Origin of the sequence: Mesorhizobium sp. WSM3224 (genome assembly GCF_000427725.1) — a bacterium.
Taxonomy (GTDB): Bacteria; Pseudomonadota; Alphaproteobacteria; order Rhizobiales; family Rhizobiaceae; genus Mesorhizobium.
On the sequence record NZ_ATYO01000024.1, the window covers coordinates 101,059 to 115,286 of the forward strand.

General features: G+C 63.5%; 13 protein-coding genes and 1 pseudogene. 6 read left to right on the top strand and 8 right to left on the bottom strand.

Annotation, left to right across the window (positions count from 1 at the left end):
- Positions 1-368 precede the first annotated feature (368 nt).
- Positions 369-2,177: an NAD(P)/FAD-dependent oxidoreductase gene (locus YU3_RS0126555; RefSeq protein ID WP_027169051.1), complete on the top strand. Its 1,809-nt coding sequence runs from the start codon at positions 369-371 to the stop codon at positions 2,175-2,177.
- A gap of 200 nt (positions 2,178-2,377) precedes the next feature.
- Here YU3_RS0126555 and YU3_RS0126560 read toward each other — a convergent pair whose 3' ends face one another.
- Positions 2,378-2,968, bottom strand: a complete 591-nt coding sequence (locus YU3_RS0126560) for an HD domain-containing protein (RefSeq protein ID WP_027169052.1) — start codon at positions 2,966-2,968, stop codon at positions 2,378-2,380.
- Positions 2,965-4,110, bottom strand: coding sequence for a gamma-butyrobetaine dioxygenase (locus YU3_RS0126565; RefSeq protein ID WP_245273670.1), 1,146 nt, complete (start codon positions 4,108-4,110; stop codon positions 2,965-2,967). The genes YU3_RS0126560 and YU3_RS0126565 overlap by 4 nt, the downstream gene beginning before the upstream one ends.
- Positions 4,111-4,227: 117 nt before the next feature.
- On the opposite strand from YU3_RS0126565, the gene YU3_RS0126570 reads away from it, so the two are divergent.
- On the top strand, positions 4,228-5,112 hold the full coding sequence (locus YU3_RS0126570; protein ID WP_027169054.1) for a LysR family transcriptional regulator: 885 nt from the start codon (positions 4,228-4,230) through the stop codon (positions 5,110-5,112).
- Positions 5,113-5,120: 8 nt separating this feature from the next.
- Here YU3_RS0126570 and YU3_RS0126575 read toward each other — a convergent pair whose 3' ends face one another.
- The 3 genes from YU3_RS0126575 to YU3_RS0126585 are packed head-to-tail and all read right to left on the bottom strand — an operon-like array spanning position 5,121 to position 6,576.
- Positions 5,121-5,660, bottom strand: coding sequence for a GNAT family N-acetyltransferase (locus YU3_RS0126575; protein ID WP_027169055.1), 540 nt, complete (start codon positions 5,658-5,660; stop codon positions 5,121-5,123).
- A 35-nt stretch (positions 5,661-5,695) separates the two neighbouring features.
- Positions 5,696-6,004, bottom strand: coding sequence for a hypothetical protein (locus YU3_RS0126580; RefSeq protein WP_027169056.1), 309 nt, complete (start codon positions 6,002-6,004; stop codon positions 5,696-5,698).
- A gap of 5 nt (positions 6,005-6,009) precedes the next feature.
- Positions 6,010-6,576 carry an XRE family transcriptional regulator gene (locus YU3_RS0126585; protein ID WP_027169057.1) on the bottom strand — a complete coding sequence of 189 codons (567 nt, stop codon included), beginning with the start codon at positions 6,574-6,576 and terminating at the stop codon, positions 6,010-6,012.
- 153 nt (positions 6,577-6,729) lie between these two features.
- Here YU3_RS0126585 and YU3_RS0126590 point away from each other — a divergent pair, with 153 nt between their 5' ends.
- A complete protein-coding gene (locus tag YU3_RS0126590) occupies positions 6,730-8,562 on the top strand; it encodes an ATP-binding protein (protein ID WP_027169058.1) in 1,833 nt (610 codons plus the stop codon).
- Between the two features lie 165 nt (positions 8,563-8,727).
- Here YU3_RS0126590 and YU3_RS0126595 read toward each other — a convergent pair whose 3' ends face one another.
- Positions 8,728-9,519 (bottom strand): GGDEF domain-containing protein, encoded by a 792-nt coding sequence (locus tag YU3_RS0126595; protein WP_027169059.1) that lies wholly within the window; start codon positions 9,517-9,519, stop codon positions 8,728-8,730.
- Between the two features lie 125 nt (positions 9,520-9,644).
- Positions 9,645-10,589 carry a tRNA (adenosine(37)-N6)-dimethylallyltransferase MiaA gene (gene miaA / locus YU3_RS0126600; protein ID WP_027169060.1) on the bottom strand — a complete coding sequence of 315 codons (945 nt, stop codon included), beginning with the start codon at positions 10,587-10,589 and terminating at the stop codon, positions 9,645-9,647.
- Between miaA and serB the strand changes: the two genes are divergently transcribed.
- The gene (gene serB / locus YU3_RS0126605) at positions 10,579-11,466 is read left to right on the top strand and encodes a phosphoserine phosphatase SerB (protein ID WP_027169061.1); all 888 of its coding nucleotides are present in this window, start codon (positions 10,579-10,581) and stop codon (positions 11,464-11,466) included. The genes miaA and serB overlap by 11 nt on opposite strands.
- Entirely contained in the window at positions 11,463-12,044 is a 582-nt protein-coding gene (locus YU3_RS0126610) for a GNAT family N-acetyltransferase (protein WP_027169062.1), read from the top strand. The genes serB and YU3_RS0126610 overlap by 4 nt, the downstream gene beginning before the upstream one ends.
- Before the next feature lie 46 nt (positions 12,045-12,090).
- On the opposite strand, the gene YU3_RS0126615 is transcribed toward YU3_RS0126610, so the two are convergent.
- A complete protein-coding gene (locus YU3_RS0126615) occupies positions 12,091-13,611 on the bottom strand; it encodes a DegQ family serine endoprotease (RefSeq protein WP_027169063.1) in 1,521 nt (506 codons plus the stop codon).
- A gap of 413 nt (positions 13,612-14,024) precedes the next feature.
- Between YU3_RS0126615 and YU3_RS37625 the strand changes: the two are divergent.
- Positions 14,025-14,228: pseudogene (locus YU3_RS37625) on the top strand (IS4 family transposase); the annotation flags it as partial.

Sequence of the window (14,228 nt, forward strand, 5' to 3'; positions counted from 1 at the left end):
GTACTTGTCCGCCGTCTGGCGATTGCTGGTCGTTTAGTTGGATTTCAGGCAACAAAAAAGGCCCCCGAGGGAGCCTGTGTGATGCGCATGGGAGGTTTTCGCCCGGCGGTTACACCGCCTTGCCCACGCGCTTTCCTACGAGAATGAGTGCCGTTTTCATGGTCGCGGACACTAGAGGCGGGTACGGCAGCCTGTCAACGGCAAAAATGACGCCTTTGCGCCCCTTGCCGGCTCAAGCCATTGAAAACGCGCCAAACTATTGGAGGGCGTGACGCCTCGCAGGTTTTACCGAAATACTTTACGGATGCCGGAAGCCCAATCCGGCGGCGCGCTCACCCAAGAAGCGATCCCAAACCCGGAGGAAACTGATGCTCGAGAGAACACCCACCACCAAGGCGCAGGCGCTGCTCGACAGGTTCGGCAAGGCGCTGGAAGCCGGCGACATCGACAGCGCCGTCAACTGCTTCCAGGCCGATTGCTACTGGCGCGACCTCGTGACCTTCACCTGGAACCTGAAGACGATGGAAGGCCGCGACCAGATCCGCGACCTGCTGCAGGCGACGCTGGCCGACACCAAGCCGACCGGCTGGGCGGTGGCCAAAGGCGAGGAAGCGAGCGAGGACGGCGGCATCATCACCGCCTGGATCACCTTCGAGACAGGTGTGGCGCGCGGCTTTGGCCTTGTGCGGTTCAAGGGCGACCTGATCTGGACCCTGCTGACAACGATGGCGGAGCTGAAAGGCCATGAGGAGAAGGCGGGCTTCACCCGCCCGCTCGGCGCCAAGCACGGCCACGGCAAGGGCCGCAAAACATGGCGCGAGGAGCGCGACGACGAAATGGCCGAGCTCGGCCATTCCCGGCAGCCCTATGTCGTCATCATCGGCGGCGGCCAGGGCGGCATCGCGCTTGGTGCTCGGCTGAAACAACTCGGCGTGCCTGCCATCATCGTCGAGAAGAACGAGCGTCCGGGCGATTCCTGGCGCCGGCGCTACAAGTCGCTCTGCCTGCACGACCCGGTCTGGTACGATCACCTGCCCTATATCGACTTTCCGAAGAACTGGCCGGTTTTCGCGCCGAAGGACAAGATCGGCGACTGGCTGGAGATGTACACCAAGGTGATGGAGCTGAACTACTGGTCCTCCACATCAGCGAAATCCGCCAAATATGACGAGAAGGCCAAGGAGTGGACAGTCGTCCTCGAGCGCGACGGCAAGGAGATCGTGCTCAAGCCCAAGCAGCTGGTGCTGGCGACCGGCATGTCGGGCAAGGCGAACTGGCCGAAATACAAAGGCCAGGACATCTTCAAGGGCGAGCAGCAGCACTCCTCGACCCATCCCGGCCCGGACAAGTACCGTGGCAAGAAGGTGGTGGTCATCGGTTCCAACAACTCGGCTCACGATATCTGCGCGGCGCTTTGGGAAGGCGGCGCCGACGTAACCATGGTGCAGCGCTCATCCACGCACATCGTCAAGTCGGACACGCTGATGGATATCGGTCTCGGCGCCCTCTATTCGGAGCAGGCGGTCGAGAACGGCATGACGACGCGCAAGGCGGACATGATCTTCGCTTCGCTCCCCTACCGTATCCTGCACGAGTTCCAGATCCCGCTTTACGAGCAGATGAAGGAGCGCGACGCGAAATTCTACGAGGACCTGGAAAAGGCCGGCTTCATGCTCGACTGGGGCGACGACGGCTCAGGTCTGTTCATGAAGTATCTGCGCCGCGGCTCCGGCTATTACATCGACGTCGGCGCCTGCGACCTAGTCATCGACGGCTCGATCAAGCTGAAAAGCGGCCCAGGTGCTGCGGTGCAGGAGCTGACCGAAACCGGCGTGAAATTCGTCGACGGCACCGAATTGCCGGCCGATCTGGTGATCTATGCCACCGGCTACGGCTCGATGAATGGATGGGCCGCGGACCTGATCTCACAGGAAGTGGCCGACAAGGTCGGCAAGGTCTGGGGTCTCGGCTCGGCCACCACCAAGGATCCGGGCCCCTGGGAAGGCGAGCAGCGCAACATGTGGAAGCCGACGCAGCAGGAAGCGCTCTGGTTCCACGGCGGCAACCTCCACCAGTCGCGCCACTACTCGCAATATCTGTCACTGCAGCTCAAAGCCAGGCAGGTCGGCTTGCCCACTCCGGTCTATGGGCTGCAGGAGGTGCACCATAAGGGATAGACCGGTTTGCGAACCGCAATCCGGCAACGGCGCAGGCCTAGCGCCGTTGCTGGATGAGGTACCGCCTACGGCCGCCGCGAGGTGCTGGCGCGCTCCCACAGGTTGGAACTCGCTGCATCCATCCGGCTGATATGCCACCAGTGCGCGTTGGCCGTCGAAGCAGAAACGCATTGGCTTTCCCCTCCCGGCCGTGCCACCGGCTAAGCAGCCTTTCCAGCGGCGAATTTCCTCACCACGCGCTCCAGCAAGGGCACGTAATCGCGGAAGGCGCGCGTCTTCATGTCGGCGACTTTGCCGCCCTCGTCCCAGATGCGCACGCGCACCGCTTCCTCGTGAAACGGATTGCGGCAGAACTCCGCCACCTCTTCAGCGCTCATCGGTCCGCCTTGCAGCGACAGCGTGTGGACCGAGGCCGGCGACAGCTTGCTGAAATAGGTCGGGTCGGTGGCGCAGAGATAGCGCTTGGCCGAGACATGCAGCCTGACGCATTCGACGATGACCGGTGGGAAGAAAGGCGCAAGCACCTCGCCGCCAGCCTCGTCATGATGCTTGTCCTCGACGTCATCGGGAGAATAGGTGCCGAACTCGCTGGTGTAGTGGCCGATATCGTGCAGCAGCGCTGCTGCCACAAGCTCCTCCGGCGCGCCGTCCTGCTCGGCCAGCCACGCGCCCTGCAGCATATGTTCCGACATAGTGACCGGCTCGCCGAGGTAGGATTCGGCGCCCCGGCGCTCGAAGATATCGGCGATGAATTCGACGATGTTGCCCGCGTTCAATTCGTTCGGGTTCATTCGGCCGCCTCCTTGAAATCGTGTTCGATCGCCGCCAGCGTCGACAGCAGGCCGTCCTTGTCGGCGTAGCAGCCCTGCAGCCAGCGCTTGCCACTGCCTGAAAACGCCCTGCGCGCATGCATGACGCGGGTGTTGTCGACGATGAAGGACTGCCCCGCCTCGAGCTTGAACGTCACCTCGAAGGCAGGAACCTCGATCAGTTCGGCGAACCGGCGGTAGGCCGCGTAGTACTTCTCCATCTCGGCGAACGGCACATCGACGACCGGCGACAGCGAACGGTTGTTGAAGCGGATGCAGATGAGCTCGCCATCGGGTCCGAGCTCGATCATCGGCCGCTTCGACTGCAGCCGCACGCCCGACGAGCCGGCATATTCGAAGCGCGCCGGATAGGAAGAGAGTAGCAGGAAACCGTCGGGGTTTTCCGCCTGAAGTGCTGCCGCCACGGCAAACCCGTCGACGACGCTGGATTCGCCGCCTTCGACCGTGTTCTCGACGCAGGCGAGGATCTGCAGCGTCGGCACGGGATCGCGGTAGGGATTGTCGGTATGAGCCTGTAGGCCGAGATTGGTGTAAGCGAGATTGTTGGGATTGACCTCGGCGCGCACCTCGAACCAGCGCCCGTAATTGGTCTCTCGGATATAGCCGAAGAGGTCGGCCACCTTGCACAGCGCGCCGGATTCGGCGGGCAGGCCGTCCATGACGGCAAAGCCGTAGCTGCGCACCGCGGCCAACCAGTGCCGCAGCATGTTGCTGTCACGGCTGGCCTCGGCATAGGCCGCGCGCGGCACCGAACTCTGCATCGAGGCTTTCGTCCAGCGCTGTATTTCACTTCCCGTCCAGCCGGGCTCGCGAGCCTCCTGGCGATCGTAAGCATGGCTGCGAAGCCAGCCGGCGGGAAAGCCGACGGTCTTGCCTTCGGGAACGAACGTGACTTCGAGCGCCCCGCCCTCGATCGAGGCCGCGCCGATCCGCGTCTCGGCCGGAATGTCGAGGATGGTGATCAGCCGCTGGCCGTTGCCGGCGCTGCGCGTCTTGTCATCCAGCGCATTGTCGCGCAGCCACATGGCGTGGAAGCGGCTGCGCGTTCCATCCTGCCAGCCAAGCTCGATCGTTCGTCCCTCGTCGCCCAGCGTTGCCGTCATCAGCATGTCCCGGAAGCTCCCATCTTCTACCCGCCGCTGCGAGCATGGATTGCATGCTGGCTTCACCGAAGGCATAATTCAAATTATCGTTTTGCGGGCAATGACGCTGAAATTGTAATGGCTGGAAAAGCTTTCGATCCGATGCCTCCCCTGGACTGGCTGCGCAGTTTCGAGGCTGCCGCGCGCCTGTCGAATTTTACCGCCGCAGCCGCCGAACTCGGCCTGACGCAGGCCGCCGTCAGCCAGCACATCCGTTTCCTGGAAGAGCGCCTTAGGACGCGATTGTTCACGCGCCTGGCGCGCGGCGTGGCGCTGTCGCCGGAAGGCGCGGCCTATCTTCCGCACATCCAGTCGGCATTTGCGACCATCGGCAACAGCACGAACGAGCTGTTCGAGCCGCGCGCGGTGCAGACCGTCTCGGTCCGGGTTCCGATCTCATTTGCCCTTCTGGTGCTGGTCCCCGCCCTGCCCGACCTGGCAAAGGCGCTGCCGCAGATCCAGCTCGATCTGGTGACCATCCATCGGCCGACCGACTACGATCAGCCGGGCTCGGCGCTCGATATACGCTTCGGCAACGGATCCTTTCCCGGCCGCGATGCCGACCGGCTGACCGTCGAGCGGCTTGTCCCGGTCGCGGCTCCGACGCTCGCCCGTAATGGTGATTGGACATCGTTGCCGCTGCTCCAGGTGGCCGGCGCGCGCGAGATGTGGGCGGAATGGTTTGCCGCCGCGGGGCTTGCCGGTCATTCCAGGCGCTCACATCGGTTCGACAGTTTCGTCGCCGCCATGGAAGCGGCGAAGGCCGGTGCCGGAGCGCTGCTGGGCTCTCGGCCGCTGGTCGACACCGCGCTCAGGGACAATGTTCTCGTCAGGCTTTCGGATTTCGAGCTTTCGAGCCCATCGGGCCATTTCCTGACAAGACCGTCATCGTCGCGGCTATCCGGCGCCGAACAGGATTTTCGCCGCTGGCTTCTGTCGCACATCGCCAAGACTGCAGGGTGACGGCAGGGTCAGGATAGCGAGAGAGCCGCTGTTCCTATCCGCTTCCAGTAGATGAGGGTGCCGGTCAGCCCGCCATGCGGCTTCAGCGCGAAGTCCGGGATCTCGCCGGTCAAGGTGAAACCAAGTTTCTCATAAAGCCCGGCCGCGCCCTCTTCGCTTGCCGTGTCCAGCACCAGCAGCGTGCGCCCTTTCCCGACGGCGAGTTCCTCCGCTGCGCGCATCAGACGGGCCGCGACGCCTTTGCCGCGGCGGTCCCGGCCGGTCATCAGCTTGGCGATCTCGGCGCGGTGCGGTTGATTGGGCGGAAAGTCGAAGAGCAGCGTGACCGTGCCGGCAAGCACCTCGCCATCCCACGCGCCCAGCACCGCCCTTTCGCCTCGCGCGGCCGCGGCAAGCGACTTGCGCCAGAAGTCCCGCGCTGCTTCCGCCGCCAATGGATGCATGAAGCTCACCGATCCGCCGGCGCCGACCGTGTCGATCAAAAGATCGGCCAGCAGTTCGATAGTTGCCGCGTCGTCGCTCAACGCCCGGATTTCAAGGGAGTTCATGGTGGTGCGCTCCAGGTGATGAGGCATCGGGGAGGTCATTCGAAATGGCTGGTCGGCCTGCGCCGCCGCGCCCGTCTGATTTCGGCGATACGCTCGGCGTCGTCCTCGCTGAGATGGCGGCCGCGCTCCAGGATCTCGAGCGTATATTCCTCATAGGTCAGCCCGAGCCGCCCGGCCCTTTCCAGCCGCATCAGCATCACGGCGTGGCTTGGCGCCTTCCAGGCCTTGTCGTGGGCGGCTCGCCAGGCGAGGAAAATATAGGCATCGCCCTTGCCCCAGGGCGGGCCGTCATAGTCGTCGAGCGGCGGCCCGCCATTGTGCGAGCGTTTTGGCCGGCGAGACATCGCAATCAGCCCCTGACCAGCGCCACGAGATACTCCGCCGCATCCGGCCCGGGAGCATGAAAGACGCAGTCCGAAGGCGCTCCCAGCGCAAGGCAGTCGCCGGGCTCGAGCCTATGCACCACATCGCCCTCGGTGAAGTCCAGCCTTCCGTCGATCAGCCATATCTGCTGCTTGATGAACACATAGGATGCCGCCGGAAGACTGACCTTGGCGCCTGCCGGCAGGCTGACCCTGATCAGCTCGAGCGGCATCTGCGATGCTGGCGACAGATGCCGCCTGATGTAACCGGTTGCCGGATCCTGCCAGACCGGCTGCTCGTCCTTGCGCGAAACGCCGCCGCCTTGCATCTCGGCTCGCGCGATCAGCGTCGACAGCGTCATGCCAAAGGCCGCCGCGATGCGCACCAAGAGCGCCGCGGTCGGACTGGCCGTGCCGCGTTCGATGGCGCTCAGCATTGCCTTCGAGACGTCCGAGCGCTCGGCAAGCTCAGCCAGCGACCAGCCCCTCTCCGTCCTTTCGGAGTGTATCCGCCTGCCGATCGTGGCGGTAATGTCATTCGATATATCGTCCATTCGTCCAATATATCGGAATTCCGCAAGCTGAGAAGAGGCTATTCGATCGAATTGCCGCGGCCGACTTAACGCCGCCTACACCATTCGACCTCACCCGACTTTAACCCCGATTGGATAGGGTCGACGCTCGAGGGGAATGGGACAAGATCAGCCATGTTTGTCGAACGCGAAGCCTCCGTTGGCGAACCGACCTCGCAGGAGCGCCGCAATGCCCTGCAGACCGACAAGCGCATTCTCGGCAATGTAGTGCAATGCGACGGCGCACGCGCCACCATCAGCGCCTATGCCGAGGATGCGGACGGCACGGTCACCGGCCAGTGGACGGTCGGCAAGATGATCTCCATCAATCTCGGCGAAACGCGCACGGTCGGCCTTGTCTACGAGATCGGCAAATCGGATCGCGCCTGGAGCAACGAAGGCCAGAACCCGATCGAGGTCAGCATCGAGCTGATCGGCGAAGTACGCGACGGCGCCGAGCCGGGCGCCAAGCCGGTCTTCGACCGCGGCATCACCGCCTATCCGCATATCGGCGCCATCGCCCATCGCATCCGCACTCGCGACTTGCAGGCGGTGTACGATCTGGCCGGGCGTCATTCGGTCACCATCGGCACGCTGTCGCAGGATGAATCGATCGACGCCAACATCGCCATCGAAGACACGCTGGCGCGCCATTTCGCCATCGTCGGCACCACCGGCGTCGGCAAATCCACGGCGGTCTCGCTGCTGTTGCGCAAGTCGATCGAGGCGCGGCCGGACCTGCGCGTGCTCATCCTCGACCCGCATAACGAGTTCGCCGCCTCGCTGCCGGAATATTGCGTCAAGGTCGATTCCAAGACGCTGGACCTTCCGTTCTGGATGTTCAGGCTGGAAGAGTTCGCTGAAGTGCTGTTTCGCGGCCGCGAGACGGTCCCCGAGGAAGTGGATGTCCTGCGCGACCTGATCCCGGCCGCCAAGAACCTCTACCGCAACCCGAGTTCCGGCACCTATGTCAGGCGCGGCAGCGATGCGCTGACGGCGGACACGCCAGTGCCATATCGCATCGCCGATCTCATCAAGCAGATCGACGAGCGTATGGGCATGCTTGAAAGCAAGAACGACCGCCCGACGCTGAAGTCGCTGAAGTCGCGTATCGAATCGGCGGCTGCGGATCCGCGCTATCGCTTCATGTTCAATTCGCGCCTGATCGAGGACACGATCCACGAAACCATCGGCAACATCTTCCGCGTCCCCAACCATGGCCGTCCGGTAACCTGCTTCGAGATGGCGGGCATGCCTTCGGAAGTCGTCAACTCGGTCTGCTCGGTGCTGGCGCGCCTGGCCTTCGATCTGGCCCTGTGGAGCGAGGGCCGGCTGAAGCTGCTGCTGCTCTGCGAAGAAGCGCACCGCTACATGCCGGCGGATCCGCGCCTCGGCTTCGCGCCGACTAGGCACGCGCTGTCGCGTATTGCCAAGGAAGGCCGCAAGTATGGCTGCTATCTGGGCGTCGTTACCCAGCGCCCGGGCGAGCTCGACCCGACCATCCTGTCGCAGTGCTCGACCTTCTTCGCCATGCGGCTTGCCAACGAGCAGGACCAGGCGATCATCCGCTCGGCGATCGCCGACTCCTCGGCCTCGACACTGGCCTTCCTGTCCTCGATGGGGCAGCGCGAAGCCATCGCCTTCGGCGAAGGCGTGGCGACGACCATGCGTCTGAAGTTCGAGAAGCTGGCGCAGGAATTCATCCCCGGCACCGCGAAAGGCGAGCAGGTCGAGCCCTCCGTGGATGGCAACGATGTCGATCTGGCCATGATTGTCGAGCGGCTTCGCAACGTGCCGAAACCGCAGCAGGCTATGGCCTTCGCCGAGGTAGTGGACTCCTCCCGCCAGGCCGGCGACCCGGATTACAAGAAGCCGGCCGGAGCGGCGCGCGCGCAGCCGGACGACGACTTCGACACACGCTACGGCCTGAAGCCCTCAACCTTCGGCATGCGCCAGCTGAATGATTGACGGCCAACCTAGCAAGCACAGCCAAATTCCGAACAGGAATTCATCAGGCCGGATCGAATAACGTGGCTTTCGAGAAGCCGGAGCGGAGCGGACATTCAGTCCGCGAGCACCGGAAGTCGAGAAAGGCGCGTTAGTCGACCGGTCTCATGAATTCATGTCGGAATTTTAGGCGCAGACGCGGTTGCGGCCCTGCTTCTTCGCCTCATAGAGCTGGCGGTCGGCGCGGCGGTAGAAATCCTCCGCGCTCTCCTTGTGATCCCAGACGGCAAGGCCGACGCTGGTGGTGACCTTCAGCCGCACATTCCCCGACAGGATCGACATGCCGGCGATCGCCTTGCGGATGCGCTCGGCGAACCGGGCAAGTAGCTCGACATCCATGTTGGGCGTGACCACGGCAAACTCCTCGCCGCCCAGCCGCGCCACGACGTCGTGATAGCGGGTCATGCCCCTCAGGCAGGTGGCGACGGCCCTCAGCACCTCGTCGCCGACGTCATGGCCATGCGTGTCGTTGACCTCTTTGAAATGATCGAGATCAAGGATCATCAGGCCGACCGGCCTGTCGATGCGGCGAAACTCCTGGAGATATTCGCGCAGCGCATCGTCGAAATAGCGACGGTTCTGCATGCCGGTCAGACCGTCGGTGAGCGCCGCCTGCTCGAACGTCTGCGAACGAGCGCTGAGCGAAACCGTCATGGCCCTGAGCTTGCCCTCTTCCCGCACCTGGCCGCGGATCAGCGGGTAGATGAAGAAGGTGCCGAAGAACAGCGCGGTCGCCAGCAGCGCCCCGGTGACGAACAGCAACTTGTTCAGATAGATGATTTTGTCGACGCGCGATGTCGCGTCGAGGTCGGTGGCGATGGCCTGCAACTGGCCATAGGCATGGAAGGTCACCAGGCCCGCGGCCAGGATCACGAAAATAAAGACGAAAAATGCGGATTCCGCCTTGTGGAAACGCATCAACTCCCCGCGGCACTGCAACCCCTTCGGTTATGGCATGGCGGACCTTACGGACCGTTAACTGGAACAACCTAGGCGGGAATTAGAGCCGAGGATTTTAAGGCCCTGATTGAAAAAGGTTTTAGTCACTCCTGAACAGGCAACTCATCGCCCGGCTGCAGCCTGCGCCACTCCGCGCCCAGCTGGTGCCTGAACCAGGTCGACTGACGCTTGGCGTACTGCCGGGTCGCGATCTTGGCGCGTTCGATTGCTTCGGGAAAACCCGACTGTCCGGCCATCGCAGCCTGCAGCTCGCGCACCCCGATCGCTTTCATTGCCGGCAGGTCCGGGTCGAGGCCGAGCGCGATGAGTTGCCGCACTTCGTCAGCAGCGCCCCTGTCGAGCATCTGGTCGAAACGCGCTTCTATGCGCCGGATCAGTTGCTCCCGGTCCGGCTCGATGACCAGAAAGCGCGCGCTGTCGCGATCGATCAGCGGACGGCCGCGCGTCGCCTGCCATGCAAGGATCGAGCGCCCCGAAGCGTCGAGCACTTCGAGCGCCCGCACGATACGCTGGCCGTCAGTCGGCCTGAGCTGCATGGCTACAGCCGAATCCTCATGCATCAGCAGGCGATGCAGCCTTTCGGCCCCCTGTTCCTTGAGTTCGTAGCGCCATCGCTCGCGAACGGACGGTGGAATGTCCGGCATGTCCGAGATGCCTTCGGCCAGCGCGCGGAAATAGAGCCCGGTGCCGCCGACGAAAACGACCGGGCGGCCCGACAGGACGCCGTGGTCGATTAGCTTCGTCACGTCGCGCAACCAGGCGCCGGTGGAATAGGCCGTGGAGGGATGAACATGGCCGTAAAGGAAGTGGGGTGCGCGTGCCATTTCGGCGGCGCTCGGCCGTGCCGTCAGGACATCGAGGACCGAATAGCCCTGCATGGAATCGGTGTTGACGATGACGCCGTCACCGCGTTCGGCGAGATCGAGCGCCAGCGCCGACTTGCCGCTGGCTGTCGGCCCGGCTATCAGGATCGCATTCTTGACGCGGCCTTCGCCCGCCTGCCTGCCGGAATGTTCGATGCCGCTGATTGCCACTTTAGTGTCCCGTCCAGAAGCCCGCGCCGTGCCGGCCTCGCTTGCGAATATGGCCTTGCGGGCCGCCGGCGCAAGCGCCGTTCATTGGCTGGCTGAAGACGTCGCCTGCGATCTCGTTTTGCCGCGGACGCCGGATATCGGCGAAATGACCGCCAATCTGCGCGCCGCACTGGCCTCGGAACCGGTCGACGTGATCGTCCAGCCCGCCGAAGGCAGGCGCAAGAAGATCCTGCTCGCCGACATGGATTCGACGATGATCGACCAGGAGTGCATCGACGAGCTTGCCGACGAAATCGGCGTCAAGGACCACGTCGCGGCGATCACCGCGCGCTCGATGAATGGCGAGATCGCCTTCGAGCCCGCCTTGCGCGAGCGCGTCGCCTTGCTGAAAGGCCTCGACACCGCGGTGGCCGACCGCATCATCGCCAACCGGCTGACGCTCGCCGCCGGCGGCCGCGCTTTGGTGCGGACGATGCGCGCCAACGGCGCCTGGACGGCACTGGTCTCGGGCGGCTTCGACGTCTTCACCAGCCGCGTCGCCGCCATGCTGGGTTTCCAGGAAAACCGGGCCAACCGCCTGATCGAGCAAGACGGCAAGTTCACCGGCATGGTGGCCGAGCCGATCCTCGGCCGCGCCGCAAAGGCCGAAGCGCTGCTCGACATTGCGGCTAAGCTTAACCTGACGACCGAGGATGCCATCGCGGTCGGCGACGGCGCCAACGATCTCGACATGATCCGGCTTGCCGGCACCGGGATCGCCCTGCACGCCAAGCCGGTGGTGGCGGAGCAGGCGCGGATCCGCATCGACCATGGCGACCTGACCGCGCTGCTCTATCTCCAGGGTTATCGCCGGAATGAGTTCATCGAATGAAGCCGATCCGCACCGAGCGCCTCATCCTGCGCAATTGGGAAGAGCGCGACCGCGAGCTTTTCCACCGCATCAACTCCGACGAACGTGTGATGGAATTCTTCCCGTTCCGCCGCGACCGCGCCGCGGCTGATGCCAAGATGGACGAGTTCCGCGCCTGGATCGACGAGGATGGCTACGGCTTCGCCGCGGCCGAGATTGCCGCGACCGGCGAATGCATCGGCTTCGTCGGATTGCTCGAAACGGAAGACATAGAAGACATAGACGTGCTGGCGCCGGGCACGATCGAGATCGGCTGGCGGCTGGCGCCCGAATTCTGGGGTAAGGGCTATGTCACGGAGGCGGCCGAAGCCTGGCTCGACTATGGCTTCGAAACGCTTGGAGTCGACGAAATCGTGTCGTTCGCGGTTCACGACAACCATCGTTCCATCGCCGTCATGAAGCGCCTCGGCATGCGAGCCGATGAGGGCGCCGATTTCGATCATCCGAGCGTCCCCGACAGCCATCCGCATCTCAAGCGCCATGTCCTCTACAGGCTGTCGCGCGAAGACTGGACGGCACGAAAAAGGGCGGCTTGCTAGCCGCCCTTTTTCGTTGAACATCAATCGGTTGCCGAGCTTTCCGGAATCAATCCATCCGGATCGTCACGAAGCGCAGTTCGCCGGTCTTCGATGCCAGCATCAGCAACGCGTTCTTGCGACCCTGTTCCTTGAGCGCGCCGATCCGGTCCATCACGTCCTTCGGCGTGCCGACCGATTCCTGCGCGATCTCGGTGATCACCTCGCCGGGCTGGATGCCGCGCTCGGCCGCGGCCGAATCCTTGGCGACATCGGTGATGACCACGCCGGATACATCCGCCGCGATGCTGAACTTCTGCCGCGTCTGGTCGTTGAGCTCGCCGATTGTCATGCCGAGCACCGAAGCCGTCGATACCGGCGGCGTTGCTTTGTTGTCGCCCTTGTCCTGATCGGTGTTGCCGTTCTCGCCGCTGGCCAGCTTCTCGCCGTCCTCGAGCCGGCCGAGCGTCACCTTGACGGTCTGCTCGACGCCCTTGCGCACGATGACGACGTCGACCGCCTTGCCGACCGGGCTTTCGGCGACAACGCGCGGCAGGTCGCGCATTTCATGGATATCCTTTCCGTCGAACTTTATGATGACGTCGCCGGCCTGCACGGAACCGTTGTCGACCGGGCCGCCCTTGATGACGCCGGCTACCAGCGCGCCCTTGGCGGTCGCCATGCCCAGGCTTTCGGCGATGTCGTCCGTCACCGGCTGGATGCGTACGCCGAGCCAGCCGCGCCGCGTCTCGCCAAACTGGCGGAGTTGATCGACCACGCCTGCGGCAAGCTGCGAGGGGATGGAGAAACCGATGCCGATCGAGCCGCCCGACGGCGAGATGATCGCCGTGTTGATGCCGATGACCTCTCCCTCTGCGTTGAACAGCGGGCCGCCAGAATTGCCGCGGTTGATGGCGGCGTCGGTCTGGATGAAGTCGTCATAGGGGCCCGAATTGATGTCGCGGTTGCGCGCCGAAACGATGCCGACCGTCACCGTGCCGCCGAGGCCGAACGGGTTGCCGATCGCCATCACCCAATCGCCGACGCGCATCTTGGTGGAATCGCCGAACTTCACCGCCGTCAGCTTGTGACCCTTCGGGTCGACCTTGAGCACCGCGACATCGGTCTTGGTGTCGGTGCCGACCAGCGTCGCCTTCAGCGTGATGCCGTCGGAGAAATTCACCTCGATATCGTCGGCATCGGCAATGACGTGGTTGTTGGTCACCACGATGCCTTGTTCGGCGTCGACGACGAAGCCGGAGCCGAGCGACTGCACTTTCTGCCCGCCGCCGCCCTTGTCTCCGCCACGGTTCTTGAAGAAATCGTCGAAGAAGTCCTGGAACGGCGAGCCCTCGGGCAATTGCGGCATCGGCACCGCGCCAGGCCCTTCCGTGCCTTTCACCGTCTGCGAGGTCGAAATGTTGACCACTGCGCCAAGCAGCCGCCCGGCAAGATCGGCGACCGAGGGCGGCCCGTCGGAGGCGATCGTCGGCGTGACAAAGGACGGGACGGCAACAATGCCGACCACAAACGCGGTGGCGCCGGCGAAGAAGGTGCGCCGCGCAGCGCGCAATAGGGTGTCGGATATCATCGTGGCCTCCCGGTGTTCAGAAAAGGAAAGGCGCGCTTCCGCAGGGACGCCCGTCCGGTCCATGTTGGCAAGAAATACGGCACGTTTGCGGCTATAGCTATCGGCGAAGGATAAATCGTCAATCGCCGTGGCACTAGGGCATGATGCCGAAAAGTGCGAAGCGGTTTTCGGACGACATCATGCCCTCATCTCTTGGATTTAGAGACGGATTCAGATTTCAGGTCGATTCGACCTGAAATCATCCGGCTCTAATGCATGTCGCCCAAAAGTGTGCAGCGGTTTTGGGAGAACGACATGCATCAAAACAAAGACTTAAAGCGCGTCGACTGAATCCGTTCACGGTACACGACAGTCAGGGTGAGAACGGGATGATGTGTTTGGATTGAAGATTCCTCAGCAAAGGATCTTCGTCCATGACACTGATTCATTCCGCTCTCATCGAGACGTTAGGTCGGCACTTTTCGCTAAGCAAGAGCCGGCTTGTGACGCTTGCGGTGCTGATCGCCGGACTTGCCCAGTCGCGTAGCGTCAACCTTTCGCATCTGGCCGTGCATCTGTGCGGTCCGGCGCGCCATGCCTCGAAGTATCGGCGGCTACAGCGGTTCTTCCAGTTCGCC

Excerpts from the sequence above, each read along its gene's own strand:
- YU3_RS0126555 (WP_027169051.1), top strand. The coding sequence starts at position 369 with ATGCTCGAGAGAACACCCACCACCAAGGCGCAGGCGCTGCTCGACAGG.
- YU3_RS0126560 (WP_027169052.1), bottom strand. The coding sequence starts at position 2,968 with ATGAACCCGAACGAATTGAACGCGGGCAACATCGTCGAATTCATCGCC.
- YU3_RS0126565 (WP_245273670.1), bottom strand. The coding sequence starts at position 4,110 with ATGACGGCAACGCTGGGCGACGAGGGACGAACGATCGAGCTTGGCTGG.
- YU3_RS0126570 (WP_027169054.1), top strand. The coding sequence starts at position 4,228 with ATGGCTGGAAAAGCTTTCGATCCGATGCCTCCCCTGGACTGGCTGCGC.
- YU3_RS0126575 (WP_027169055.1), bottom strand. The coding sequence starts at position 5,660 with ATGAACTCCCTTGAAATCCGGGCGTTGAGCGACGACGCGGCAACTATC.
- YU3_RS0126580 (WP_027169056.1), bottom strand. The coding sequence starts at position 6,004 with ATGTCTCGCCGGCCAAAACGCTCGCACAATGGCGGGCCGCCGCTCGAC.
- YU3_RS0126585 (WP_027169057.1), bottom strand. The coding sequence starts at position 6,576 with ATGGACGATATATCGAATGACATTACCGCCACGATCGGCAGGCGGATA.
- YU3_RS0126590 (WP_027169058.1), top strand. The coding sequence starts at position 6,730 with ATGTTTGTCGAACGCGAAGCCTCCGTTGGCGAACCGACCTCGCAGGAG.
- YU3_RS0126595 (WP_027169059.1), bottom strand. The coding sequence starts at position 9,519 with ATGCGTTTCCACAAGGCGGAATCCGCATTTTTCGTCTTTATTTTCGTG.
- serB (WP_027169061.1), top strand. The coding sequence starts at position 10,579 with ATGCCGCTGATTGCCACTTTAGTGTCCCGTCCAGAAGCCCGCGCCGTG.
- YU3_RS0126610 (WP_027169062.1), top strand. The coding sequence starts at position 11,463 with ATGAAGCCGATCCGCACCGAGCGCCTCATCCTGCGCAATTGGGAAGAG.
- YU3_RS0126615 (WP_027169063.1), bottom strand. The coding sequence starts at position 13,611 with ATGATATCCGACACCCTATTGCGCGCTGCGCGGCGCACCTTCTTCGCC.